Genomic DNA, 25,459 nt, shown 5'->3' with positions numbered 1-25,459 from the left:
CTCAAATCACTCCCTTGTCGCCGAGCGCGGCGAGCGCTGTGTCGTCGAGACCAAGCAGTCCGCGAAGGACGGCGACATTGTGCTCGCCGAGCGCTGGCGCGGGAGCGTGCGGCGCGGGCTTCGCGCCCGAGAGCTTGATCGGAAGGCCCAGCATCGGCACATCGCGCCCGCCCACCGGAACGTCGACGATCATGCCGCGCGCCTGGATGTGCGGGTCCGCGATCACCTCGTCGATCGACTTGATCGCGCTGAGCGGTACGTCGTCGCCCGCCATCGCCTCCAGCTCCGCCTTGGTATGGCGGCTGAACCACCGCTCGAGCAAAGGCGTGACGATCGTCTTGCTGACCTCCGGATCGAAGCGCTTCTCCATCGTGTCGATCCGCGGATCGGTCGCCATCCCGGGCTCGCCGAACAGCGCGCAGGTGATGGCCCAGAACTTGTCCGTGTAGCCGCCGAAGAACACGTAGCCGTCGGCGCAGGGAAACTGGCCGTAGGGGCGAACGAACGGATGGTCATTGCCGAGGGGAGACGCGATCTCCTTGTCGACCGTGTAGCGGACGACCGCGCTTTCGGTGAGCGAGAGGACGGCATCCTGCTGCGAGATGTCGACGACCTGCCCGGCGCCCGTGCGCTCGGCCTCGCGCAGCGCGGCGAGGATGCCGATCGCGGCATAGAGCGATGCCGAGAGGTCGCCGATGATCGTGCCGACGCGGACGGGCGGCTGCCCCGGATAGCCGTTCATCGACCACAGCCCGCCGGTCGCCTGTCCGCTGTTGTCATAGCCGGGGCGTTTTGAGTTCGGGCCGCTGCGCCCGAATCCGCTGATCCCGGCATAGACCAGACGCGGGTTCTCGAGCCTGAGATCGTCGTAGCCGAGGCCGAGCTTGTCGAGCACGCCGGGGCGGAAATTCTCGATGAGGATGTCGGCTTTCCGAACCAGCTTCCTGAAAAGGTCCTTGCCCTCCGCGCTGCGCAGATCGAGTGACACGCCGAGCTTGTTGCGGTTGTACTGCGCGTAGAAGGCGCTGACCTCATTCTCGCCGGTGTCGACCATCGGCGGGAAGGTGCGCGTGTAGTCCGGATCTTTGGGATTTTCGATCTTGATGACCGTCGCGCCCATGTCGGCAAGGATCATCGCGCAAAACGGCCCGGCGACGACGCGCGTGACGTCAAGGACGACGACACCCGCGAGCGGCCCGCCGCGCCGCAGTGCGGGATCGGCCGTTTCGCGGTGATCAGGGTCTGACGGCATGATGTTCGTCCTCGTCCTTCAGGAGATCGCCTTCGCGCAGCAGCAGCATGGTGACGACGAGCGCCATCGCGACGACGCCCCAGCTGTACCACAGGCCCGCATAGGGGTCGCCGGTTCGGGCGACGATATACTGCTCGACGAACGGCAATACGCCGCCGAAATAGCCCGTCCCGAAATGATAGGGGATCGACATGGAGCTGTAGCGTATGCGCGGCGGGAACAATTCGCTGAGCAGCGCCGCCACCGGCCCGTAAGTCGCGCCCGACAGCGCCGTGAGCGCCATGATGGCAAGGAAGATGATCGCGATGTTGCGGGGCGACGGCGTGACCTTTCCGAGCGGGTAGCCCGCCGCCGTCAGCGCCGCGTCGAGTTCGGCTTCGCTGCGGCCGGTGACGACATCGCTTCCGACCGTCATCGCCACGGCGGGCGCCTGTTCGAGGCTGTAGGAAATGCCCCGCTTCGACAGGTAGTCGAGCAGGCGGCCGCAGGCCTCGTCCTGTGTCCGGGCGAAGGGATTGAAAGCGCAGTCCGGCCCCGAAACCACGATCGGCGCCTGTTCGGCCGCACGCGTCAGGTGCGGGTTCGCCGCCGCGCCGATCAGCCAGTACAGCGGGAAAAGCAGCAGCAACGTCAGCGCATAGCCGGCGACGATCAGGCGCTTGCGCCCGATCCGGTCGGACAGCCAGCCGAACAGCACGAACCAGCCGACGCCCATTGCCGCCGCGGCGCCGACGATGATCTGCGCCACGCTTTCTTCCACGTGCATCGCCCTTTGCAGGAAGCCGAGCGTCGTGAACATCGCCGTGAACCAGATCACGGTGAGACCGGCGGCAATGCCGAACAGTGCGAGGAACAGGCGGCGGCCGTTTCCGGGATAGGTGAAACTTTCGCGCAGCGGATTGCGCGAGGTCTTCCCGGCCGCCTTCATGGCCCGGAACACCGGGCTTTCGGAGAGCTGCACGCGCATCCACAGCGAGATGGCGAGCAGCACGAGCGACAGCAGGAATGGCACGCGCCAGCCCCATGCGTCCCATGTTTCGGCGGACATGCTCCCCTTGCAGGCGAGCACGACCACGAGGCTGAGAAAGAAACCGGCGCCGACGCTCGCCTGAATGAAGCTGGTGAAGAAGCCCCGCTTGCCGGCGGGCGAATGCTCCGCGACGTAAATCGCCGCGCCGCCGTATTCGCCGCCGAGCGCGAGGCCTTGCAGAATACGCAGCAGGATGATGAGCGCGGGTGCCGCCCACCCGATCGCGGCATAGGACGGCACGAGGCCGACGCCGGCGGTCGCCACGCCCATCAGTAGGATGGTGACGATGAACGTGTGCTTGCGCCCGAAGCGGTCGCCGAAATAGCCGAACAGGACCGCGCCCAAAGGCCGGAAGCAGAAGCCGACCGCGAACCCCGCCCACGCGAGGAGCGTCTGGAGCTGCGCATTGCCGGACGGGAAGAACACCTGGCCGATGATGCCGGATGCGGCGAGCGTGCCGTAGATGAAGAAATCATACCATTCGAACAGCGTGCCGAGCGACGACGCCGTGATGACGCGGCGGACATCCTTTGCTGCGGGCCTGGTTTGACTGGCTTCTTCAGATGACACGATCGTTCCCCGTTTTTCTGTTTCGCCCGCTCATGCGGAAGACGCGGTGAAGCGCTCAACGCCATCGACGAAGGTTCTGAGGACATTGGCCTTCAAATACTGATCGGGCGCGGCAGCGAGCAGGTTCCGGTCGAGCACGGTGATGTCCGCGAGATAGCCCGGCGCGATCCGGCCGAGGCGGTCTTCCTGAAACCCTGCGAACGCCGCCGTTCGCGTATAGGCGGTGAGCGCGGCCTCGATCGACACGCGTTGTTCGGGATGCCATCCGTCCGGATTGGCGCCGTCGATGGTATGGCGCTGCACGGCCGCGTCGATGCCGGTCATCGGATCGAGCGGTGCGACCGGCCAGTCGGACCCGAAGCAGGTCCGGACGCCGGCCTCGATGAGCGAACGGAACGCGTAGGTGCGCGTCAGCCGCTCCTCTCCGATCCGGTGCACCGCCCAGCGGCCGTCATCGGCGGCATGATAGGGCTGCACAGAGGCGATCACCTTCTGCTGCGCCATTCGCTGCCATGCACCGGGGCTGAGGTGCTGGGCGTGCTCGATCCGGAAGCGCCGGTCGCGCCTGCCGTTGCGCCGCTCCGTGTCGGCGAAGATGTCGAGAACGACGTCGTTCGCCTCGTCGCCGATCGCATGGGTGGAGATCGCGAGCCCCGCCGCGTCGGCCGCCGGTATCCATTCGCGCATGTCTTCCACGCGCGTCGTCCACACGCCGCGCTGATCCGGCGCATCGAGATAGGGCGCATGGAAGCGCGCCGTGCGCGCGCCGAGCGAACCGTCCGACACGCATTTGAGGGCGCCCCAGCGTAGCCAGTCGTCGCCTTTCCCTTCCGCCTCGACCAGCGTGGCCATGCGCTCCCAGTCGGCCAGCGGCACGAAGGAATAGACGCGAAGGTGCAGCGCATCGGCGCGGCGCAGGCGGCGCGCAGCGTCCTGCACGCTCCAGTCGACCTCGGTGTTGTGGACCTGCGCCACGCCCTTGCTCAGCGCATATTCGATGCCCTGACGGACAAGCCGGTCCGCGAGATCATCGGTGAGCGGCGGGATGACTTCGGCAACGCGGCGCGTGGCATTGTCCTTGAGCACGCCCGTCGGCTCGCCGCGTTCGTCGCGCTCGATCACGCCGCCGGGAACATCGGGCGTGTTCCGGTCGATCCCGGCAAGGCGCAGCGCCGCCGAATTCAGGAACAGCGAATGCAGGTCGGTACGGGGAATGGCGATCGGCGTGTCGCCGGACACCGCGTCGACCCATTCCTTTCGCGGCAGCTCGCCGCCCCAGCGCTGCTCGTCCCACGGCCCGCCCGTCAGCCACTGGCCGGGCGGAACGGCGCGCACCGCCGCACCGATGCGGTCGATGAATTCCGCCTTCGAGCGCGCGTCGAGGAAGACAGGTCGCGCGAGGTTGACGGAGCCCAGCAGGAAATGGGTGTGGCAATCAATGAATGCGGGCATCACGAATGCGCCGCCGCAATCAATCACGCGCGTTTTCCGGCCGGTTGCGGACCGTACCACATCCTTGCCGAGCGCGGCGATCCGGTTTCCCGATATGCCCACGGCGTCCGTCAGTGCACGATCGCCGGTCCAGACCACGGCGTTGACGAGCGCGGTATCGAGCGTGCGCGCGGCCGCGAACGCCGGTCCGCAAAGCGCGGCGGCGGCCCCGGAAACGATGAACCCACGTCGCGTGATCTGGTTGCGCATGTCTTCCTGCCTTTCGAGCCGTTTCAGCGATACAGCTGTTCCGGGTTCCGCCCTTCCGCGCAAGGTCCGCGGTCGGGCAGGTCCCGAGCATAGGCACGAAGCGAGCCGGTATCGAGCCGCTGAAGCTCGGGATATTTCGCGAGAACGGCATTGAACCCGGCGTCCGCCGCGCCCCGGACATGGTGTTGCAGGAAGGCCAGCGTCGTATCGTTGACGAGGGCGAGGGCGCGTTCGCCGTCGAGACTGGTGAAATGCCGCGACTTGAACGGCCCGCGTGCGCTCAGCACGAAATCGGTGAGCCCCATGTGCAGCACGCCGCGCGTGCGAAGGCGGGCGATGTCGTCCCGCTTGCCGATGCAGTGCCACGTTTCCCATGCGTAATCGGTGGGATTGAATTCCGGGTCGCTGCGCTGAAGCGCGCTGAACGGCTGATCGGTCAGCAGCAGGAGAAGCGGGGCGCGGATCTCGCGGTCGAATTGTTCTCCATCGAAATTCTCCCCGTCGAGATCGACGGCGGCAACGCAGTCCGGATCGTTGTCGCAGGCGCTGACGGCGGTCGATCCGCCGAACGACATGCCGGCATGAACGATCCGCGAAAAATCGGCGGCAGCCATGATACCGGCGATGTTCGGGGGCGGGCTGTCGCGCAGGGCCTTCCCTGCAAAGAGCACGTCGTCGCGCCAGGCGACAAGGCTTTGGCCGAGGCGGTGCGCGGAGACGGCCGCCTTGTATGCAGGCAATGCGGCAATGCGCTTTTCATGGCTGTCCCCGCCCATGAATGCAGCGGTCGCCTCCTCCCATTTCCGGTCGGCGGTCGGATCGTCGACGCCTCCGGGGCCGAAGTGCATGGCCGGCGGGATCAATGTCCCGTCCTGCAATCGCACGCTCGCGCTGTCGCGCGGATGCGCGACGCTGACGACGATATAGCCGTGGCTCGCCAGCCGCTCCATCAGCGCCGTGTTCTGGGCGCGGATCGACCAGTAGCCGTGACTGAAAATCACGAGGGGGAATGTCTGCCCGCGCGCGACCTCTGCGTCTTCGATGCCGTGCGTTCCGGTCGAATGCAGCGAGAGGAACCGGTATGCAGGGAAACCCCACAGTTCCGCGAGGGATACGGCTTCGTCGAGGGTTTCGCGCCACGTGAGATAGGCGCGCGGTTTCCCCGCCGCATCGGCAGGCGCCGGATACCAGACGGTGATCGGGATGTCCCTCGGCGCATCGGGACTCGTGAACAAGACGCTCCGGCGGGACAGGTCACGGAGCTCCGCGCTCTGAACGCCCACACGAAATGGCCCATCGGGTTGCGGCAGGTCGAAGATCGGGAAGAGAAGGTACGGCACGGCGGCGATCAGCGTGAGTGCTGCGGTCAGGGCCGCGACCGGCCGTGTCCGCCTCGCACCGCGCCGGATCATCCAGATGCCCGTTCCCACAGAAATCGTGGAGACTGCAAATGCCGGCGCAATTTGCCATCGCAACGACCAGGCCGCGACCGATGCGGCAACGAGCGCTGCCGATGAACCGGCGAGGAAAGCCCGCTTGCCCTGCCGGTCATTGCGGAGGACGAGCGAGGCCGCTGCGAGGAACAGCAGTCCAAAGACGGTCATGTCCCACAGCGGCATACCCGTTACCCCCTTGCAACCGTCAACCCAACCCCGGGCCGGGAGGGCCGGGCCATGCGGACCCGGTCCTCCCGACAGTTTCAGAATACGAGGTCAAGTCCGAGGCGGATGTACCGCGGCCGCTGGTAGCCGATCGGCATCCCGTATTCCGGCCGAATGGCGTCGCTGTTGTAATCATACTCGCCGATCTGGTCGACGTCGTTCACGCCCTTGAAGTTGAAGATGTTGAAGACATCGGCGCGCAGCGTCGCCTTGCCCGCGAACGGCAGGGCGATGTCGTAGCGCACCGAGACATCGACGTTCTTGATCCAGTCGCTTTTCAGCCCGGCGCCGTCGAGGCCGGTGCCGCGCGGCTGCAAACGGCCGAGGCAGTATTGCGACCAGGCGCCATAGATATAGCCGAGGTTGGTGCCGTCGAATTCGCCGCGGCTGTTGCCGATGCAGCCGAAATGCCGCGGCGAGGACAGCGAGGCGTTGAAGCCGAACAGCAGCGCCTTCGTGGCCTGGTACGAGCCCCAGACCTTGAACTGGTGGGCCCGGTGGTTGGGCAGCTTTCCGTATGCGCCTTCCATCAGGTCGGGCTGGTCGAAGTCGCGGGTGAGGCCCGCGATGTCCTGGCTGAAGTCGGACTGGACGAAGCCCTCGGTGTTGCCGCGGCTTTTCGACCACGTGTACGAGCCCTTGACCGCCCAGACGCCGTCGAACGCGCGCTCGAAGGTGAACTCGACCGCATCGTATTTCCGCGAAGCGCTGGGGAAACCGAGGTCTTCAGCCGCGAGGGTGACGGTCCGCGGCGTCGCCTCGCCGTTGATCGGATCGCTGAGCGTGACGACGATGTCGCGGTTCGGGTTGGCGATCACGTACTGGTGGAAACCATCCCAGATCGCGTTGCAGCCCGCGATGCCTTCCGCCGCGCAATAAGCCCGCACGCCTGCGTCGATGGAGATGTCGTCGGCGTTGGCGAGCAGGCGCCGGCGCGTGTAGGTGAGGCCGAAGCTCCAGCTTTCGTTGAACTGGTACGACGCGCCGAAAATGATCTCGTTTTCCTCGCTCGGCTTCAGGTTATGCGAGACCGCCTGCCCGGGGTCGCGGATCGCACCCGTCGCGATGACGTTGCAATTCGGGCCGCCGACGCCGAAGATCGGCGCAGGGCACGTCTGGCCGCCGTCCCAGCCCGTGATCTGGGTGGTCAGCGTCGGGACGCTGCTGGCGCTGAAGGTGCCGTCCGTTTGCCAGAACTCGGTGAAGCTGAGCGGCGAACCGAAGGTGATGAAGGTCGTGTTCGACGCCACCGGCATGTAGTAGCGGCCGTAGTTGGCGAACAGCTTCAGGCGCCCGTCTCCAAGCACGTCGTAGGATGCGCCGATGCGCGGCGCCCAGGCGCTGTCGAGATCGATCGCCTTTTCGCCGAAAAGCGTATAGTTCGCGAACTGGTCGAGCCGGACGCCGGCATTCACCGTGAGCTGGGATGTCGGACGCCACTCGTCTTGCAGGTAATAGGCCTTGTTCTTCCCCTTGAAGCCGCCGCCGGCGCTCCCGTATGCGACCCCGACATAGGTGTCGTTCGGGGCGAGGCCGGCCGCGAGGCACTGCGGTGTGTCCGCGCCGCAGACATTCAGAAAGTAGGAAACCCCGCCCGGAGCCGAAGCCATGCCGTTCGCGTCATAATTGTCCGAGCCGGTCGGGACCGAGAACTTCTCGAGCCGTGTGTTCTCCGTGTCCATGCCGAAGCGGACATGGTGGTCGCCGAACGCGGAGAAATAGAGATCGGCGTCGATCCGGTAAAACTCCCGCCGCGTCTTGTAGGGCGACTGGATACTGCTGAGTTTCTGCTCGCTGAGGACGGTTCCCGTCGCCTCGTCGCGCACGAAATTGCCGTCGTTGTCGGTCAGGACGTCGAAACGCTCCTTCGAGACGCCATAGGCGCCCGAAAGCGTGAACCATTCGGCCATGTGGCCCGTGTACCGCGCGACATAGCTGGGCCCGCCGGCCTTGTAGCGCGTCTCGCCCAGCTCCGCGCCCACCGTGTCGGCGGCCGCGTCGTAGGCGAACGTCGTCCGCCGCCGTTCGGTGCCGGTGTCGAAATAGGTGAGTTCGAGGTGATGATCGTCGATCGGATAGGCGTCGAGCTTGACGCCCCAGATCGGGTCGTTGTCCCGGTCCACGAAGCGCGCGCCCGATTCGATGCTGCTGTGCCCGGCCTTGATGTCGCGGAATTCGACGAGGCCATAGGCGAACAGGCGGTCCCTGATGATCGGGCCGCCCACTTCCGCGATCGCGCTGATGCTGTCGTTCCTGTCCGTCCGGTTGCGGTCGCGGTACGTGTCCTTGCCCCCGGATGCGAGCCCGTTCGGCTCCCAGTTGAAGTGGAGTCCGGCCGTCCAGTCGTTGGTGCCGGCCTTCGACACGGCGTTGATGATGCCGCCCGTCGCGCGGCCGTATTCGGCGGGATAGCCGCCGGTCTTGACCTCGATCGACCGGAAGAACTCGAACGGCACCGGCGCCGAGCCGAGGTACTTGTCGAAGTTCGTGATGTTGAGGCCGTTGATGTAATAGGCGTTCTCGGCGACGGACGCGCCGCCGAACGAGGGCAGGTTGCCGAACGCGGTGTCGCCGGCCGTGGCGGTCGGGGCCAGCAGGGCCGCGTCGGTCAGGCTGCGGCCGAGCGGCACGCGGCCGACAAGCTCCTGCAGATCGACCACGACGCCCGTGGTCGAGCTCGAAAAGTCGAGATTGCGCCGCGCCGCCGTCACGAGGATTTCAGCGCCCGTGCCGCCGACGACGAACGTGTAGTTCGCGGTCGCCGACGCTGCGATCTGCACGCCCTCCTCGCTGACGTCGCCGGCCGGAGACTTGATCGTGACGCTGTAGCTGCCGGGAGGCAGGGCCGTGAAGCGGAACGCGCCCGACGACCCGCTGCTCGTCGTCCGGGTGAAGCCCTGGTCCTCGGAGGTCAGCGAGACGCTTGCCCCGGCGACAGGCGCGCCATCGGCATCGGCGACAGTTCCGATGAGCGCGCCGGACGTATAGTCCTGCGCGGCGGCAGGCGCGCTGACGCCCACGAAAACCGCGATCGGCGCCGCATACAGCGCCAGCACGGCGGCCGAACCCGACCTCAAGAAACGCGATAACTTCCCCATGTTACGACTCCCCTGTGGAAACCGCGCCAGCGGCCGCGGCCATGTTGCCTGGATTTCCGGAATTGCACGCCGCTCCTGCTGCTCGCCGGAGCGCTGACGGGCCGTTGCACCGGCGGGCGAGCGGAACGGCCTCAACGTCACGGACGGCCGCTCCGGCACGCAATGCCGACGGTCGGCATCGGGGCGAAAACGGGCGCGCCCGCTGGAGCCTCGGAATATCTCATCGCTTCCCCCTTCAGCGGATGGGCAAGGAAGCCGTCGGCTTTTTCGCGTTGCCCCCCGGAACTGCAGGAGGATTTAGTAGAGCATGAACGAACGAAGGTTCAGGCACGATTATGGGCTTATGCGGGGTCGATGTTCTCGCTTCGAGACAGGTACAATTCGCACCGACCCGATCCTCGAACATGATCCGATCAACGGACTATCCTCGCTGTTGCCTGTAAAACGAGGTTTCGGCGCCGGGCACGCAAGGCGCCGATCAATGCAGGAACGATTGTACCCAAGCTATTCGCCTTGCGAAAGGCGGCCGCCGTCGCTGCTCGGCGCGGATGTTTCCATACGCGTGGGCCCATGTCGTTAATCGGGCGTATTGCTTGCTTGCGGTAACGGCCCCCCATGACAGGCATCGCACCTTTGACACCATCGGCGGAAAAACAGGAAGAACACGGCGCTCCCGAGCCGTGGCGCCGTTCCGAAGGCATCCGGCCCGGCTTTGCCCTGCGGGACTGGGTCACGATGATCGTCGCCGGGGTGCTGCTCGGCAGCTTCGTCGTCTGGGCGCTGGCCGTGACGATAGACGCGCTGTAGGGCGGGGCGGCGCCTTACCCGAATTATCCCGTGCTTACTCTCTCCCCGGTCTGGCGGTTGCGAGCGCAACCGGTTTCAGTCCGGAGCAGGCATGATCGCCGCCGCGCCTCGTGACGGACGGTCTGCCGCGATCTTGCGGAGGGACGGCAGATGACCGATCGGGTGACGAGGCCCGCCATCTTCGCGGGGACTCCGGCCGCGGGGGCATCCCTGTCGCGGCGCTCGGTTCTCGGCGGGATGGCATCGGCGGGCGCCCTTGCCGGTGCTGCCGGTACGTCTGCGCGCGCACGAACGGTTGCCGGTTGGGATTACGTCGTCGTCGGCGCAGGCGCCTTCGGCACATGGACTGCGTGGCACCTGCAGCGCCGGGGATTGCGCGTGCTCCTGCTCGATGCCTGGGGCGTGGCCCACAGCCGGTCCTCGTCGGGCGGCGAAACCCGGCTGATCCGGACCGAGTATGCAGGCAATGCCCTGTATACGCGCTGGGCATGGGAATCGCTTGCCGCGTGGCATGAATTGTCCCGACGGCATGAAAGCACGATCTTCCACGAGACCGGCGCGCTCTATATCTACCCGCAGGACACGGCCGCGATCGACCAGAGCATGGCGCTCCAGCGGGTGCTTGGAATCCCCGTCGAGAAGCTCGGTGTGCCGGATATGGCGTCGCGCTGGCCCCGGATCAATTTCGAAGGGATCGCGGTCGGCGTGATGCAGCCGACGATGGGTACGATCATGGCGCGCCGCAGCTTGCAGACATTGGCGGCGGATTTCGTGAAAGCCGGCGGCGGCTTCCGCCAGTTCGCGGTCGATCCGCCGCGTTCCGCGAAGGCCCGGCTCGATGCGGTCACGGCAGTGGGCGGCGAGACACTGTCCGCGAAGGGATTCGTCTTCGCCTGCGGCCCCTGGCTTCCCAAGCTCTTCCCGGATGTCGTCGGCGACAGGATCGTGCCTTCGCGGCAGGATGTCTTCTTCTTCGCGCCGCCGGCCGGCGACGACCGGTTCGAACGCGGGAACATGCCGGCGTGGGTGGATGTGAGCAGCAAGGACCTGCACTATGGTTTTCCCGACATCGAAGCGCGCGGTTTCAAGATCGCGCTCGATGCCCACGGCCCGAGGTTCGATCCGGACACGGGCGATCGCCGGGTCGGCGACCGGGCGATCGCGGAGGTGAGAGCCTATCTCGCACGCCGTTTTCCCGATCTCGCGAACGCTCCGCTCGCCGAAACGCGGGTCTGCCAATATGAAAACAGCCACAACGGGCATCTTCTGATTGACCGGCACCCGGCCTGGAGCAATGTGTGGATCGCTGGCGGCGGCAGCGGCCACGGATTCAAGCACGGACCCGCAGTCGGGCGCTATGTCAGCGATCTCGTGCTCGGCACGGGCGAGAGCGTGCCGGAACTCGCGCTGGCGGCGCACAAGGTTCATGGTTGAAGACAGGGCAGGGGAAACTCATAAAATGCGGAATCGCCTGACATTCCTCATCACGGCCACCTTGCTTTCCCCGCTGGCGGCAGGGGTATCGCAGGCCGCACCGGCGGGCGGCTACACGATGCCGGCGACGCAGGTGTTGGACATGGCGTCCGACACCGACAAGCCCTATCGGATCATGGTTTCCTATCCCGAGAGCGAGCCGCCGGAGAGCGGCTTTCCCGTGCTTTACGTGCTGGATGGAAACGCGAGCTTCGCCGCCTTTGCGGAAACACGGCGGATTCAGGAATATGGGGACCTCGGCAAGGCGATCGTCGTGGGCGTCGGCTACCGGACCGACAAGCCCTACGACGAAGCGCGAAACGAGGACTTCATCGTCATGGACGATCCGCCGCCCGGCAAGCGGCTGGGCCGCACCGCGGGGAAAAGCGGGCGCGACGAGTTCCTCGATTTCCTGACGGGCAAACTGCGGACGGAGATCGGCAAGCGCTACAGGATCAACCCGGACCGCCAGGCGCTGTTCGGCCATTCCTTCGGCGGGCTGTTCGCGCTTCACGCGCTCTATACGCGCCCGCAGGCGTTTCATTCGATCGTCGCCGCGAGCCCTTCGCTCGAACTCGACGAAGGGGTGCTGCGCGACGAGCGCGCATTCGTCGCCCGGCTCGAGGACGGGAAGGTCGGCAAGACGAGCCGCCTGATGATCGTCGTCGGCGAGCGCGACATCGACGACGACCCGGAACCTGCGCGCGCACTCGCCGATCGGCTGGATCGTCTCTCGGGTCTCGGGATGCGCGTCCGTTTTCGCAGCTACGAGACGGAGGGGCACATGACCGTGCCCGCCCGCGCGGTGACGGACGTGCTGAGGTTCGCCTTCGAGATACGCTGATCGTGTGCTGCGAAGCTCGTGGCCGGGTTATTTCCGGCCCTTCGCCTCCGCGCGCTGCCGGTCGATCTCGGCGACCCACTGTTCCGCCGTGATCGGCCCCGTCGCTTCGAAATGCACGTGGTCGGCCATCTTCTCGCGCACGGTCACGAAATAGAGCGCGCCCGTGGGGAGGCCGAGTTCCTTGATCTTGGCCGCCATCGCGGCCTCCTGCGCCGGAGTCGGCTTCGGACGCGCGGGTTTGTAGAGCAGGACGTCCCATCCTTCGCCGCCTGCATGGAGGAAAAGCTGCGTCGGCGGCTGTCCGCCCGCGATGCTGACCTTGTCCCATTCCGCCATGCTGCGGATGAAGGCTTCCGTTTTGCCGGGGGCCAAGCGGAACATCTCGAAGACCGGCGTTGTCATCTCGACGGCGGTCTCGGCAGTGTCCGTCTTGCTCTCGGCCGGAGCCGGGACGGCAAGCGCCAGTGCGGCCATTGCGATCGAAAGCCTGCTCAGCATATGTACCTCCCATTCTGTGCAGTCGGATCGTATTGCGCGCCTTCGGCCCTGCAACGCATCAGGCGGGTCAGTCCTGCGTGCAAACGGGTAAAGCCGGCGGGGCCGCTCCGCTCAGCCGAATCGCTGCACGCCGCCGACGATGGTCCGCAGCACTTTCGCCCTTGTCAGCGAATGCGGGTCGATGGCGAAGAAGTCGCTGTCCCAAACCACGAAATCGGCGAGGAATCCCGGGGCGATCAGGCCCATCTGCGTTTCGTTGAAACCGGCGTAGGCGCCTTCCTGCGTATAGCTGTGCATGGCCTCGGCGAGCGTGACGCGCTGCTCGGGATACCAGCCTTGCGGGTTCTTTCCGTCGAGCGTCTCGCGGTTGACCGCGGCGTCGAGGCCGGTGAGCGGGTCGATCGGCGCGACCGGCCAGTCCGACCCCATGCAGACGTGTGCGCCGGAACGGACAAGCGATCCGAACGCGAAGCTCGTCTTCAGCCGCTCCTCGCCGATGCGGCGAACCGCCCAGCGGCCGTCGTCGACGGCATGATAGGGCTGAACCGAGGCGATGATGCCCTGCTGCCTGAAACGCGCGATCGCGTGCGGCTTCATGTGCTGGACATGCTCGACACGGAAACGGCGGTCGCGAGCGCCGTTCGCCCGTGCGACGGCGGCCATCGTGTCGAGAACGACGTCGTTGGCCTCGTCGCCGATCGCGTGGGCGGTGACTTGCAGGCCGGCCTTGTCGGCAGACGCGATCCAGTCGTGCAGGTCCGCGGGATCCGTGACCAGGATGCCGCGCGTCGACGGCTCGTCGGCGTAGGGCTCGTAGAAGCGGGCCGTGCGCGAGCCGAGCGAGCCGTCGAACACGACCTTGCAGGCGCCCCACTGAACCCACGTGTCGCCGCGCCCCTCCCGTGCGATGAGGGCGGCCTGCGCCTCCCAGTCCTTCAGCGGCAGATAATGGCGAAAGCGCAGGCCGGTCTCGCCCCTGGCGCGGAGCCTCCGGGTGGAATCGAAGCTGATGGTTTCAAGCTCGGTCGGGTGGACCTGCGTCACGCCCTTGCTCAGCGCGTGCGCGATGCCTTGGCGCGTCACGGCGTCGATCTGGTCGTCGGTCGGCGTGCCGATCGCGCGCAGAACGAGGTCCTTGGCCGCATCCTTGATGATGCCTGTCGGTTCGCCGGCCGGATCGCGTTCGATGACGCCGCCCGGCACGTCGGGCGTGTTGCGGTCGATGCCCGCCAGCCTGAGGGCCAGCGAGTTCAACAGCAGCATGTGAAGGTCGTAGCGGATCACGGCGACCGGCGTGTCCGGCGTGACGGAGTCGATCCACGACCGGTTCGGCATCTCGCCGCCCCAGCGGTCCTGATCCCAGTTTCCGCCTTCGAGCCATTGGCCTTTGGGCAGGGCCCGTGCGGCGGCGGCGATACGCTGAACGAACTCCCGGGGATCGGCGGCATCGCGCAGCGAGGGCTGCGAGAGCATGGTGGCCGCCTTCACGAAATGGACATGCGGGTCGATGAAGCCGGGGGTGACGAAGGCGCCGTCGAGATCGACGATGCGTGTCCGCTTGCCGATGCGCGCGCGCACGGCCTCCGCGCCGACGGCGGCGATCCTGTCCGCCGTCACGCCGATGGCGTCGGTGCGGATCGCGGGGCCGGCGCCCGTCCAGACCTTCGCGTTGAGATAGGCGGTATCGACCGTGTCCGTCCCGCTCGCGAAGGCAAGGCGCGCCGCCGCCGCCGCGGCGGTTCCGCCGGCGAGGGCGAGCAGCGTGCGGCGGCCGATCATCGTTACTTGCCCGCCGGTTTGCGCGGCGGGTTTTCGGCGCGCCACGTGTCGAGACGTGCGAGCCATGTCGCGGCCGAGAGCGGGCCGTAGGTCTTGCTGTCGGTGTGTTCGGCGACGAGTTTGCGGATGTTGACGAAGTAGGCGGGGCCGCTCGGTATGCCGAGTTCCTTGTGCTTCCTCTCCATTGCCGCCGCCTGTTCCGGTGTAGGAATTGCGCCAGTGACCGGCTTGTAGAGGATGACGTCGAAATCGGCGCCGTTTTCGTGGAAGAACATCTGGATCGGCGGCTGGCCGCCTGCGGCGGCGACCTCGTCCGCCTGCGCGATGAGGCGCACGAATTCCTCCTGCTTGCCGGGGGCGAGCTTGAAGATCTCGAACCATGCCTCGGGCCACGGTGCGCTTTCGGCGGGCGCGGTTGCCGGGGCCTGCTGCGCGAGGGCGGGGAGGGGCAGGACGGCGGCGGCGAGAATGAAGGCGAGCCTGTGTTTCATTTGAAGTCTCCTCCTGAACATCGACTGGTTCCGCCGATGCGATGGATCGGAAAACATCCAATTATCGCCGGGGGCAGGGGACCAGTGCATATCAGCCCGCCGCCTGACGCAGCGCGGCGAGCGCGGTGCGGGCCTCGTAGGCATTGAGGCTGGCGAAGCCGATCCTGAGGCCGCGCGGCGCATCCCCGGTCGTCATGAAGGAGCGCGACGACGCGAGTCGAAGGCCCATTGCCGCAGCGCGCGCTTCCATCCGGTCGAGGTCGGTCCGGAAACGCAGCCAGAAGGCGAGGCCGCCGCCGGGCATCCGGTATTCCACGAGATCGCCGAAGAGACGGTCGATCTCGGCGGCGAAACTCTCGCGCCGCTTCGCGTAGACCTGCAGCACCTTGCGGCCGTGCCGCCGGAGCTCGCCGCTCCCGATGAGGTCGGCCGCCGCGTCCTCCGTGAGCGTGTTGCCCATGCCGTCGGTGATCGACACCCGGTGCGCGATCGCGTCGATGACCTGCGGCGGCGCCGCGACATAGCCGATGCGCAGCGCCGGAAGCAGGAGCTTCGACAGCGAGCCCACGTAGAGGACATGGGCGGGGCCGTAGGAGGCGAGCGGCAGCAGCGGCTGCGATTCGAAATGAAACTCGTGATCGTAGTCGTCCTCGATGATCGCGAAGCCGAACCGGCGGGCGAGATCGAGCAGGCGGAGGCGACGTTCGGGCCGCATCGACACCGTGGTCGGGAACTGGTGGTGCGGCGTGACGAACACGGCGCGCACGGCGTTGCGGCGGCAGGCGTGCTCGACGGCCTCGATGTCGATGCCGCCCTCGTCGAGCCCGACCGGGACGATATTCGCGCCGAGCGCACGGAACGCGGCGACCGCGGGTTCATAGGTCAGTTCCTCGACGACGACGGAGTCGCCGCGCTCGACCAGAACCTGCGCCGCGAGGAAAATCCCGTTCTGGCTGCCGCGCGTGATGCAGATGTTCTCGGCCGTGACGGGAAGGCCCCGCTGGCTTTTCAGCATGGTCGCCACGGCTTCGCGCAGCGCGGGCGAACCCCGCGGGTCGCGATACTGGAAGCCGTTGCCCTGCGCGCCGCGATGCGCCGCAGCGCGATAGGCGCGCGCGAGCAGCTCGGCGGGAAACAGCCGTCCATCGGGCGCGCCCTCGTCGATCTTGAGCCCGGGGCCGGACGAGACGGCGATCGGCCGTTCGGGCGGCGGCGCGAAGCGATAGTCGACTACGGCGCTGCTCATCGTGATCTCGGCGTCGCTCCGGTGGCGGTTCACCGGATCGGGAAGCGCGGCCGCGACCCTCGTGCCCCGCGTTCCGGCGGATTCGAGCCAGCCCTGTGCGATCAAGTCCTCATAGGCGAGCACGACGGTCTTGCGGTTGACGCCGAGCACGCGCGCAAGCTCCCGGCTGCTCGGCAGGTAGGTGCCCGACGCGAGGCGCCCTCTTTCGATGTCGCGGATCAGCGCCTGAATGATCTGCATGTAGAGGGGAACGTCGCGCGAGGCGTCGATCCGATCCCCGAGACTGACGGGCCAGGGACGCAGCATTGGACCTGCCTTGTGAGAGCTTTACGTGTATGTTCGGGGCCAAGTGTATCCGCAGCGGAACGCTGCGGCAATACGGTTGGTCCCTCGGGCTTTCCGGTTTTGGCGGTTGCCGGAGCTCCAATGCCGGGAGACAGGGTCCGGAAGCATGAAAGCCATTCAGAGGGTGCCGTGGGCTATTTCGATCAGTTTGAAAACGAAGACGTGCGTGCGCTTGTGGAGGAATTCCCGCTGGCGTGGGTTTGCGGCGGGCCGGTCGACGCGATGGAGGCGAGCCTGCTGCCGCTGATCGGCGAGTATGATGCGGACGGCCGTCTCGTCGCGCTGATCGGGCATCTGAGGCGGGCCAACCCGCTGTATCGCGCGCTCGGCGAGGACGGGCGGGCGACGATCCTGTTCAAGGGGCCGGACGCCTATGTCAGTCCCGAGCACGCGGGGCTCAGGAACTGGGGCCCGACATGGAACTACGCACAGGTGAAAATCGGCGCCGACATCGTCTTCGACGATGCGCTCACCGAGATGTCGCTCAACGTTCTCGTCGCCGCGATGGAAACCGGTCGGCCGGCGCCTTGGGACAGCGCGGAACTGGGCGATCGCTATCACACCATGCTGAAACACATCATCGGGTTCCGGGCGACCGTCACCCGGCTTTCGGGGGTGTTCAAGCTGGGGCAGGACGAGAGGGACGAGATATTGGCGTCGATCCTCGGATCGCTCCCGGATGCCGAAACCGTGGCATGGATGCGGCGGTTCAACCGGCATCGCATACCGTAACGCGGCGGACGGGGCGGGTGCCCGTCCGATCAGTCGGCAGCGACGACCCCGGCCGCGATCAGCGCCGCGATCTCGGTCTCGGCAAGGCCGATCTCGCCGAGGACGGCGCGGCTGTCCTCGCCGAGAGCGTGCGGGGGCGTGTCCGGCGCATGGGCGATGTCGCCGAACAGCACCGGCTGCGGCAGGGCGCGGGCGATCCCCTCCGGGTAGCCGGCCGGAACATCGAAGAAGCCGATTTCCGAGAGGTGCGGGTCGACGAGCAACTGCGCGAGGCCCGGCACCTCCGAGCAGGGCACGTCGCGGGCGGAAAGCGCCGCGATCCATTCGCCGGTGGTGCGGTGCGGCAGGCTGTCGGCGACGATCGCATAGAGGGTGTCGATATGGGCGGGCCGCACGCGCGGGTCCTTGAACCACGCCTCCCGGGTCACGTCCTCGCGGCCGATCTCGGCGAGGAAGGCGTGCCATTGGCGATCGGTGTAGGGCAGGACCGCGATCCAGCCGTCCGCAGTCCGGAACGGCCTGCGGTTGGGGGAGAGTATCCGGGGATAGCCGGGCGCGCCGCCCGCCGCGAAGGTCGCGGCGGCAAGGTGCTCGTTGAGGAGGAAGGCGGTCAATGCCTCGAACATCGGCACCTCGACCTTGATCGCGCCCTGATGGCCGCGACCGCGCGCCACCAGCGCGGCGAGGATGCCGTAGACGGCGTGAAGCGCGGCCACCTTGTCGGCGAGGACGGTGGGCACGAAACGTGGATCGCCGCCCGTGGCCGTACCGAGCCCGGCGATGCCGCTCGCGGCCTGGATGATGTCGTCGAACGCGGGCCGGTCGCGATAGGGGCCGCGCCGGCCGAAGCCGGTCGCCGCGCAGTGGATGATCGCGGGATTGATCGCGGCGACGGCCTCGAAGCCGAGGCCGAGGCGCTCGGCCGCCTCGACGCGCATGTTGTGGAAGAGGACGTCCGCTGACGCGATGAGCCGCGCGAGCACCGCCCGGCCCTCCGGGCGCTTGAGGTCGAGAGCCAGCATCCGCTTGTTGCGGTTGTTGTTGACGAAGAGCGCGCCGCCGCCCTCGCCCGACGGATGGGCATGGCGGGCGATGTCGCCCTCGAGCGGCTCCACCTTGATGACCTCCGCGCCGAGATCGGCGAGGATCTGGCCGGCGTAGGGGCCGAGGACCACGGCGCCGACCTCGATGATCCGTGTTCCGCTCAGCAGCGGCAGCATGATGCCTTTTCCTTTTTCAGTTTTCGCGCCGGATCAGGTCTCGGCCCACATGCGCCAGAGGTCGCTGGTGTTGCGCGACAGCGTATCGAAGGCGGCGGTCTTGCCGGTCTCGGCGAACATCGTCGCCCGGAGGTTTTCCAGTTCGAACAGGATGCGCCGCTTGTCGGGCTCGCGCACGAGGCTCTGAATCCATCCGACCGCGACGTCCCGGCGGCCGGAGACGACCGTGTTCACCTGATGCAGCGTATTGGCGGGGTAGAGGATGGCCGCGCCCGCGGGCAGCTTGAACGTGCGCGTTCCGGCGGGCTCGTCAATCGCAAGCTCGCCGCCCTCGTAGCTCGCGGGGTCCGAAAGAAACAGCGTGAAGGCGAGGTCGATGCGCGTCTGCGGGGCATCGCCCATCAGCGCGTTGTCGACATGAAGGCCGTAGCTCATGCCCGGCAGATAGCGGCTGAAAAGGATCGGGCGCATGGTGCGCGGCATGGCCGCCGTCGCGAAAAAACGGTTGGCCGCCAGCGCCTCCGTGACCATTGCCTGCATGGCGGCATAGTCCGCAGAGTCGCCGGCGACCTGCTTGTTCTCTTTCACCCCGGTTGCCGCCCAGCCGGCGGTCTCGCGACCGTCGATGAAGGCCTGCCGATCCATCATCCGAACAAGCCGGTCGATCTGGTCGGCGCCCAGAATGTCCGAGATGCAGATGATCAACGCTTGTCCCCGTCCCGTCCTTACATGTCGGGCGCGGCGCCTTTCTTGAGGCCGTGCGCCTTGCCGGAAACGGTGCCGTCCGGCTTCACCAGCGCCACGCTATCCATGACGAAGAACATTGTATAGCAGCCGCTGATCTGCGACTTGCCCGCCCAGGCGATGTCGACGCAGAGCTTGTCGTCCCTGGCCTGCCACGACCCGGTGACGGGCTCGTTCACCTGCGCGCTGCACACGCCTTCGTAGAGCAGGAAACCGTCGCCCGGGATTTCCTTCTTCGGGCACTTCTTGAGGTCGACCGGGTCGTAGCGGATGTTGTAGCCGCCGACCTTGCCGTCCGCGCTGTACTGATGCGTGTAGTGATAGGGGATGACGAGCGAGTTGCCGCTGACGGCCTTGCGGATCTGATCGGTGGTGAGCGCGGGGAACGAGAGCGTCGGCCAGACGCGCTGCGAGCCGATGCCGTTCTCGCCGCCTTCGCCCGCCAGCATCAGCGACAGCGCCTTGTCGAAGCCGGTGGGATAGACGAAATCGGTGGGGGACGGGACGGTGGGCGCGTTCGGATCGGCCATCGCCGCGGCCGGCGTCGCCACGGCCGAGGCGGCGGCGACGCCGGCCGCGACGGACCATAGTTTCATCGTGAATGTCTGCATTGGTTCATACCCTCCTTGTTCTGAACGACGGTGCCGGAGCCGTCCTTGCCGGAACGATCCGATTCTGCGCGGGCCGAAGACACCATAAAGCGGGGAGGCGGGCAGCAAGGCTGTTGGGTAAGCCGCTTCCCGTGAAGGGTAAGACGGCGGTTGCGGGCGCGCCGCCGCTATCGGGCCGTCAGAGCATCGCCATCGCCTGATCCGCGCCCCGGTAGGCCTCGGTCATGGCGTAGGCCATGCTCATCAGGCCCTGAAGCTCCGAATGGGCGAAAACGATCCGTCCGTGCGGGCGGCGCAGGACGTCGGGGGGCGGCTCGTTGCCGTCGCGGCCGAGGAAGAAGCCCGGCTGCGGCGCGCAGAAGGCGTGGCCCCAGCGGTTGAGGACGATGCCGGCGATGTCGCGCCGCGCATCGAAGCCCGCGGCGCCGAACATCTCGCTCATCTGCGCCCGGATCTGCCGCTCGAGATCGGTGTAGCTCGCCTCGAGCATCGCCATGCGCGCCGCCGGTCCCTGCGCGTCCGCAGGGAGGTCCGGCCGGAGGAAGGGGATGTAGAAGGTGAGCACGACGGGATCGTCGGGCGTGAGCGGGGCGGGGCTTCCGAAGGCGACGTTGCGGCGCACCGCGACGTGCCAGCCGAGCCCTTCGAACCAGCGCGCCGCCATGATCCCGAGCCTGTCGAAGAAACGCCAGTGCCGCAGCGCCACGTTGGCGGTGAGGACCGGGCCGTAGTGGAATTCGCCGTAGGCGCCCGCATGGGCCTCGCCGAGGTCGGCGACGATGTTGCGGTTGACCCATCCGCCCGAGGCCATGACGACGGCGCGGGCGCGGGCCTTCCGGACCTTGCCGCCCAGCACGTAGGTGACGAGCACGTGCTCGGCGGCGGACGGCGTCCCCTCGTGCCGCACGTCGATGACGGTCGCACCGCCGCGGATGCGCACGGGCGCCCCCGGTCGGTCGAGCGCGCCGAAGTCGATCGGCGCGGAGGCGATGGCGGCCGTGCTGCCGTCGCCCTTGATGCTGCCGGGGATCATCCGCGCCAGCATCATCCTCAGGATCGCCGCATTGCCGCCCGGGAACGAGACGACGCCGATGTGCGCCGCGCCGCTGTTCCCGGCGGGTTTCGGGATGGTCGTCCCCGGCAGGCCGAGCCTGTGCGCCGCGTAGGCGGATATGGCGTTGCCGCAGACGCCGAAGTTCGCGACGGCGAGATAGGGATCGACGTAGCGGCGGACCTGCTCGCCGTAGCCCAGCCCGTCGAGCAGGTCGTAGTAGGTGATCGAATCGAGCCACGCCTCGGCGTCTTTCCGGTCCGACAATATGTCCCGGCGGTTGTGGACGTAGTCGTCCATCTGCTTTCGGACGTCGGCGGGCCAGGGCGTGTGCGCGAAGCCGTCGCGCGCCGGGTTTCGCACCCATCCGCGATCCCGGAAATGATAGCCGGTCTCGTACCCGCGTTCGGAGCCGGGGGCCATCGGCGCGAAATGATAGTTGGGGATTTCGTACCGCTCCGCGCCGCCCGCCAGCGGCTCGAGATCGTAGTGGGAGGCGAGGCCGAGCTCGTGGTAATAGTCCGTGTAGACCTCGTAGCGGCCCTTGCCGTAGCTCCCCCGCACATAGCCCGGCTTGAATAGCAGCCCGCCGTTCGAGCCCTGCGGGGCGACAAGCTGCCGTCCGTCGATCTCGAACACGTTCTGCTTGGCCTCGCCGCCGACGATGGGGTGGTTCTCCAGCAGCAGGCAATTCCGCCCCGCGCCGCCGCGCTTGCCGAACTCGTAGGCGGCGGTCATGCCCGAAAAGCCGCCGCCGACGACGACGAGGTCGAAACTCTCGTCGACGGGGGTTCGGCCGGGGTCCGGATAGAGCCGGTCGCGGATGCCGTGGGCAGCATCCATCACCGCCTGCGTGTTGCCGTTGGACCACGCGTAGTCGCCGACGCCGCCATATCCCGTCCACACCGAGCCGGAGGGGGCGAAGGGTCCCTCGGCGGTTCCCGTCGTGCGTCCGCAGGCCGGGAGCTGGGTGGCCGCGCCTGCGACGAGAACGCCGTTCACGAAATCGCGGCGCGTGATCCGCTCGCGCATGCCGAGGGCGGCGTCGAGGCGGCGGGTATCCGTCATGATGCCTGTCTCCGGGCCGGGCGGCGGCGCAGCCAGAGCAGGGTGCCGAGCACGATGGAAACGGTGAGCCAGACGCCGATCGCCATCGAGAGGACCCTGCCGGTGGTCCCGATGCTTTCGCCGGTGTGCAGCGGGTAGAAGGACGCGAGGAAGGCCCGCGCGGGATCGGCCTCCGTGACCGGCCATGCGCCCCGCACCCTGCCGTCGTTCGCGTCGACGATCACGAGACTGCCGCCGTAGCCGCCGCGATAGAGCTCGCCGGGCGCCCGCACCCAGGCGTAGTAGCTGGCATCGCCGGGCGAGGGCAGCGTCGTGGCGACGAAGCGGCTGCCGGGAATGGCGGCCGTCGCCGCGCGGGCCGCGGCGGCGAAGCCGACCGCCTCGCCCCGCGGCGGATTGGCGGGCAGGGCGATCTCGGGAACGCCGAGAAGCTCGCCGAGTTCGTGCTCGAACAGCATCAGGGTGCCGGTGGCGGCGATGACGATGGCCGGTGCGACGGCCCAGAGCCCGATCGCGCGGTGCCATGAATGGAGGCCGGAGGGCCTGGAGGTGCCGCCCCGGGGACGAAGCGCGGCGCGCCACTGGCCGCGCGCGGGCCATGCGACCGCGAGGCCGGCGACGAGATTGGTGACGAGAAGCAGGCCCGTGACCGCGAGTAGCCAATGGCCGATGGTGCCGGCGGCGAGCGTGAGGTGAATCTCGCGGACCAGTTTCAGGACGCTGTGGTCGTTCGCGGCCTTGTCGCGGAGGACCGCGCCGGACCCGTCGATATAGGCCCTGCGCGCGGTTCCGTCGGCGCCGACATGCGAAATGATGTAGCGGTCGGGCAGCCCGGCGGTCGTCCAGATCCAGTTGACCTTCGCCTCGCCTCCCGCGGCGGCGAAAGCGTCGATGCGCTGCTCGATCGCGGCGAGGTCGGTCGGCTGGTGACGCGCCGAAAGCAGCGCGTCCTCGATCTCGAAATGGAACGTGAGCAACGTGCCGGTCACGGCCTGTATCAGCCAGAACGCGGCGGCGCCGATTCCGAGCCAGCGATGGATGGCAACGATACGCTTGCGCCAGGGGCGCCGGACAACTGGCGAACTCGACATTACAGCCCTTCTCTCCCGGGAGCCCGCAACTCTATTGCCCGGAGGCGGAAGGCAAAGCGCCCTTATGGGTAAAACCGGAGGGAAGATGGGGAGGGCAAGGCGCCTGCCCGGCCGGAGAGGCACTTCGCCTTACCCGTCTTGCACATTCCGTTACCCTCAAAAGAGATTCATCCGCAGGAGCGGCTGATATTGAATGGGAAAGGCGGGGCGCGCCGGACGAGGAGCGGATTCCGGGGGCCTCGCAACAACCGAAGCGACTGGCATGAAGGGGTGGGGCATGAGTATCGCCGTTCGAGACGTGAGGCCGTTGCCGTTGAAGCCGGCCCGGGCTTTGCCGAGGTCCGGAGGCTGCGCCCTCGCCGTCCTTCTCGCGGCGTGCGGCGGCACGGCGACCACCGAATCGCAACTTGCCGACCTCGTCATCACCAACGCCCGCGTCTATACGGTCGACGACGCGAATCCGTGGGCGCAGGCCGTGGCGATCAAGGACGGCAAGATCGTTGCCGTCGGAACGAACGGCGAGATGGCGGCCTATGGCGGCTCCGGAACGAGGACGGTCGACGTCGGCGGCCGCCTCGTCCTTCCCGCGTTCGGCGACGCGCACGCCCACCCGCTTTTCGGCGGCCTCAGCCGCTCGCGCTGCCCGCTGCACGAGGGCAAGAGCATCGAGGACTATCAGGCGACGATCGCGAAGTGCGTCGCCGATACGCCCGGCGACGGCGCCATCTACGGCATCGGCTGGAGCGACGCGCTCTTTCCGCCCAGCGGCATTCCGCGCAAGGAGGTTCTCGACAAGGTCTCGACGACGCGTCCGCTGATCTTCGAATCCACCGGCGGTCACACATACTGGCTCAATTCCAAGGCGCTCGAGGTCGCGAAGATCACGCGCGACACGAAGAATCCGCCGAACGGGACGATCGACCGCGACCCCGCGACGGGCGAGCCCGTGGGCAGCCTTCAGGAAGCGGCGATGGACCTCGTCAAGTCCATGATCCCGGCGCCGACCGCGACCGAGATCGAGAACTCGATCCTCTATGTCGCCGACCATTTCAACAGCCTTGGAATCGTCGGCTGGAACGACGCGGGCGTCGAGTTCGACGACGACGGCGGCAGCCCGATGATCGACGCCTACAAGGCGGTGAAGGATGCCGGAAAGCTGACCAGCTACGTGACCGTTTCGCTGAAATGGAAGAACGAGCGCGGCATGGACCAGCTGCCGAGCCTGCTGAAGGCGGCGGAGCGGGCGAACGCGCTCGGCATCCCGACGCATACGGTCAAGTTCTACGTCGACGGCGTGATCCCGCAGAAGACCGCGTACATGCTCGCCCCCTACGAGAACAGCGGGCGTGAGCGCGGGACGCCGCAGATCGCGCCCGACACGCTGAAGCAGGCGGCCACGGCGGTCGACGCGCGCGGGATGCACGCGTTCTTTCACGCCATCGGCGACGGCGGCGTGCGCATTTCGCTCGACGCGGTGGAGGCGGCGCGCAAGGCGAACGGCGCGAAGGACACGTACCACATGGTCACGCACCTCAACGTCGTCGATCCGGCCGATCAGCCGCGCTTCGGCAATCTGAACACGTTCGCGCAGTTCCAGCCGACATGGGCGTCGTGGTACGACTACATGGACCTGACGGTCGCCGCGATCGGCCCGAAGCGTTCGGAATACATCTACCCCGCCGGAAGCATCGTTCGCGCGGGCGGCAAGCTCGCCTACGGCGCAGACTGGCCGGTGGGCGGCGCAAACCCGCTCGAAGGCATCGAAGTGGCGATGACGCGCCGCACCGCCGGGCAGCCCGATGCGAAGCCGCTGCTTCCGGACGAGGGCGTCAGCCTCGAGGACGCGATCCGGAGTCACACGATCAATGTCGCCTATGTCAACGGGCTGCAAAAGCTCACCGGTTCCATCGTCAAGGGCAAGAACGCCGATCTCGTGATCCTCGACAATGATATTTTCAAACTACCGGTGCACGAGATTTCGAAGGCCAAGGTGACGCTGACGCTGTTCAAGGGAGAACCGGTGTCCGGCGACTGGGCGTCGGTGGGATCGGCGGGGAGCAAATAGGCACGCACCGTCCCGCCGCTGCCGGCGCCGGCCGTTCGGGTCGGCTGCGAAGCCGTTTGCCGGGGGCGACGCCGCACGGTTG

The 25,459-nt window shown here is 67.3% G+C and carries 19 protein-coding genes; 5 read left to right on the top strand and 14 right to left on the bottom strand.

The genetic code is table 11. The annotated features are described in order from the left end of the window. Position 1: 1 nt before the first annotated feature. From PE061_RS20985 to PE061_RS20965, 5 genes are all read right to left on the bottom strand, one after another. Entirely contained in the window at positions 2 to 1,252 is a 1,251-nt protein-coding gene (locus PE061_RS20985) for a CaiB/BaiF CoA transferase family protein (RefSeq protein WP_271257075.1), read from the bottom strand. After that, entirely contained in the window at positions 1,236 to 2,852 is a 1,617-nt protein-coding gene (locus PE061_RS20980; RefSeq protein ID WP_271257074.1) for an MFS transporter, read from the bottom strand. The genes PE061_RS20985 and PE061_RS20980 overlap by 17 nt, the downstream gene beginning before the upstream one ends. Before the next feature lie 30 nt (positions 2,853 to 2,882). Continuing rightward, a complete protein-coding gene (locus PE061_RS20975; protein WP_271257073.1) occupies positions 2,883 to 4,553 on the bottom strand; it encodes an amidohydrolase in 1,671 nt (556 codons plus the stop codon). Positions 4,554 to 4,576: 23 nt separating this feature from the next. After that, positions 4,577 to 6,172, bottom strand: a complete 1,596-nt coding sequence (locus tag PE061_RS20970; RefSeq protein WP_271257072.1) for a hypothetical protein — start codon at positions 6,170 to 6,172, stop codon at positions 4,577 to 4,579. A gap of 80 nt (positions 6,173 to 6,252) precedes the next feature. Further along, the gene (locus PE061_RS20965) at positions 6,253 to 9,291 is read right to left on the bottom strand and encodes a TonB-dependent receptor (RefSeq protein WP_271257071.1); all 3,039 of its coding nucleotides are present in this window, start codon (positions 9,289 to 9,291) and stop codon (positions 6,253 to 6,255) included. Between the two features lie 636 nt (positions 9,292 to 9,927). On the opposite strand from PE061_RS20965, the gene PE061_RS20960 reads away from it, so the two are divergent. The 3 genes from PE061_RS20960 (at position 9,928) to PE061_RS20950 (ending at position 12,436) form a co-directional block, all read left to right on the top strand. Continuing rightward, entirely contained in the window at positions 9,928 to 10,119 is a 192-nt protein-coding gene (locus tag PE061_RS20960; RefSeq protein ID WP_271257070.1) for a hypothetical protein, read from the top strand. Positions 10,120 to 10,269: 150 nt separating this feature from the next. Further along, positions 10,270 to 11,553: an FAD-dependent oxidoreductase gene (locus PE061_RS20955; RefSeq protein WP_271257069.1), complete on the top strand. Its 1,284-nt coding sequence runs from the start codon at positions 10,270 to 10,272 to the stop codon at positions 11,551 to 11,553. Between the two features lie 25 nt (positions 11,554 to 11,578). Continuing rightward, positions 11,579 to 12,436 carry an alpha/beta hydrolase gene (locus tag PE061_RS20950; RefSeq protein ID WP_271257068.1) on the top strand — a complete coding sequence of 286 codons (858 nt, stop codon included), beginning with the start codon at positions 11,579 to 11,581 and terminating at the stop codon, positions 12,434 to 12,436. A gap of 27 nt (positions 12,437 to 12,463) precedes the next feature. Here the strand turns inward: PE061_RS20950 and PE061_RS20945 are convergent, their stop codons facing one another. The 4 genes from PE061_RS20945 to PE061_RS20930 form a co-directional block, all read right to left on the bottom strand. Continuing rightward, positions 12,464 to 12,934: a hypothetical protein gene (locus tag PE061_RS20945; protein ID WP_271257067.1), complete on the bottom strand. Its 471-nt coding sequence runs from the start codon at positions 12,932 to 12,934 to the stop codon at positions 12,464 to 12,466. Between the two features lie 111 nt (positions 12,935 to 13,045). Continuing rightward, the gene (locus tag PE061_RS20940; RefSeq protein WP_271257066.1) at positions 13,046 to 14,713 is read right to left on the bottom strand and encodes an amidohydrolase; all 1,668 of its coding nucleotides are present in this window, start codon (positions 14,711 to 14,713) and stop codon (positions 13,046 to 13,048) included. A 2-nt stretch (positions 14,714 to 14,715) separates the two neighbouring features. Further along, on the bottom strand, positions 14,716 to 15,204 hold the full coding sequence (locus tag PE061_RS20935) for a hypothetical protein (RefSeq protein ID WP_271257065.1): 489 nt from the start codon (positions 15,202 to 15,204) through the stop codon (positions 14,716 to 14,718). A 91-nt stretch (positions 15,205 to 15,295) separates the two neighbouring features. Further along, entirely contained in the window at positions 15,296 to 16,756 is a 1,461-nt protein-coding gene (locus PE061_RS20930) for a PLP-dependent aminotransferase family protein (RefSeq protein ID WP_271257064.1), read from the bottom strand. Between the two features lie 168 nt (positions 16,757 to 16,924). Here PE061_RS20930 and PE061_RS20925 point away from each other — a divergent pair, with 168 nt between their 5' ends. After that, positions 16,925 to 17,527, top strand: a complete 603-nt coding sequence (locus PE061_RS20925; protein WP_271257063.1) for an FMN-binding negative transcriptional regulator — start codon at positions 16,925 to 16,927, stop codon at positions 17,525 to 17,527. A gap of 29 nt (positions 17,528 to 17,556) precedes the next feature. On the opposite strand, the gene PE061_RS20920 is transcribed toward PE061_RS20925, so the two are convergent. The 5 genes from PE061_RS20920 to PE061_RS20900 form a co-directional block, all read right to left on the bottom strand. Next, the gene (locus PE061_RS20920) at positions 17,557 to 18,747 is read right to left on the bottom strand and encodes a CaiB/BaiF CoA transferase family protein (protein ID WP_271257062.1); all 1,191 of its coding nucleotides are present in this window, start codon (positions 18,745 to 18,747) and stop codon (positions 17,557 to 17,559) included. A 33-nt stretch (positions 18,748 to 18,780) separates the two neighbouring features. Next, positions 18,781 to 19,452 (bottom strand): Fe2+-dependent dioxygenase, encoded by a 672-nt coding sequence (locus PE061_RS20915; protein WP_271257061.1) that lies wholly within the window; start codon positions 19,450 to 19,452, stop codon positions 18,781 to 18,783. Between the two features lie 20 nt (positions 19,453 to 19,472). After that, entirely contained in the window at positions 19,473 to 20,102 is a 630-nt protein-coding gene (locus tag PE061_RS20910) for a hypothetical protein (protein ID WP_271257060.1), read from the bottom strand. A 178-nt stretch (positions 20,103 to 20,280) separates the two neighbouring features. Then, positions 20,281 to 22,221, bottom strand: a complete 1,941-nt coding sequence (locus tag PE061_RS20905; protein WP_271257059.1) for an NAD(P)-binding protein — start codon at positions 22,219 to 22,221, stop codon at positions 20,281 to 20,283. After that, positions 22,218 to 23,312 carry a PepSY-associated TM helix domain-containing protein gene (locus tag PE061_RS20900; RefSeq protein ID WP_271257058.1) on the bottom strand — a complete coding sequence of 365 codons (1,095 nt, stop codon included), beginning with the start codon at positions 23,310 to 23,312 and terminating at the stop codon, positions 22,218 to 22,220. Before PE061_RS20900 ends, PE061_RS20905 begins: the two co-directional genes overlap by 4 nt. A 331-nt stretch (positions 23,313 to 23,643) precedes the next feature. Between PE061_RS20900 and PE061_RS20895 the strand changes: the two genes are divergently transcribed. After that, a complete protein-coding gene (locus PE061_RS20895) occupies positions 23,644 to 25,377 on the top strand; it encodes an amidohydrolase (RefSeq protein WP_271257057.1) in 1,734 nt (577 codons plus the stop codon). The last annotated feature ends 82 nt before the right edge of the window (positions 25,378 to 25,459 follow it).

Source organism: Sphingosinicella microcystinivorans, assembly GCF_027941835.1.
Taxonomy (GTDB): domain Bacteria; phylum Pseudomonadota; class Alphaproteobacteria; order Sphingomonadales; family Sphingomonadaceae; genus Sphingosinicella.
This window is presented reverse-complemented; position numbering and strand designations above follow the sequence as displayed.

Bases quoted from the DNA above. Each gene is read 5' to 3' on its own strand.
- PE061_RS20935 (WP_271257065.1), bottom strand. From the start codon at position 15,204: ATGAAACACAGGCTCGCCTTCATTCTCGCCGCCGCCGTCCTGCCCCTC.
- PE061_RS20960 (WP_271257070.1), top strand. From the start codon at position 9,928: ATGACAGGCATCGCACCTTTGACACCATCGGCGGAAAAACAGGAAGAA.
- PE061_RS20920 (WP_271257062.1), bottom strand. From the start codon at position 18,747: ATGCTGCCGCTGCTGAGCGGAACACGGATCATCGAGGTCGGCGCCGTG.
- PE061_RS20905 (WP_271257059.1), bottom strand. From the start codon at position 22,221: ATGACGGATACCCGCCGCCTCGACGCCGCCCTCGGCATGCGCGAGCGG.
- PE061_RS20975 (WP_271257073.1), bottom strand. From the start codon at position 4,553: ATGCGCAACCAGATCACGCGACGTGGGTTCATCGTTTCCGGGGCCGCC.
- PE061_RS20985 (WP_271257075.1), bottom strand. From the start codon at position 1,252: ATGCCGTCAGACCCTGATCACCGCGAAACGGCCGATCCCGCACTGCGG.
- PE061_RS20950 (WP_271257068.1), top strand. From the start codon at position 11,579: ATGCGGAATCGCCTGACATTCCTCATCACGGCCACCTTGCTTTCCCCG.
- PE061_RS20970 (WP_271257072.1), bottom strand. From the start codon at position 6,172: ATGCCGCTGTGGGACATGACCGTCTTTGGACTGCTGTTCCTCGCAGCG.
- PE061_RS20910 (WP_271257060.1), bottom strand. From the start codon at position 20,102: ATGCAGACATTCACGATGAAACTATGGTCCGTCGCGGCCGGCGTCGCC.
- PE061_RS20945 (WP_271257067.1), bottom strand. From the start codon at position 12,934: ATGCTGAGCAGGCTTTCGATCGCAATGGCCGCACTGGCGCTTGCCGTC.
- PE061_RS20955 (WP_271257069.1), top strand. From the start codon at position 10,270: ATGACCGATCGGGTGACGAGGCCCGCCATCTTCGCGGGGACTCCGGCC.
- PE061_RS20930 (WP_271257064.1), bottom strand. From the start codon at position 16,756: ATGCTGCGTCCCTGGCCCGTCAGTCTCGGGGATCGGATCGACGCCTCG.
- PE061_RS20900 (WP_271257058.1), bottom strand. From the start codon at position 23,312: ATGTCGAGTTCGCCAGTTGTCCGGCGCCCCTGGCGCAAGCGTATCGTT.
- PE061_RS20940 (WP_271257066.1), bottom strand. From the start codon at position 14,713: ATGATCGGCCGCCGCACGCTGCTCGCCCTCGCCGGCGGAACCGCCGCG.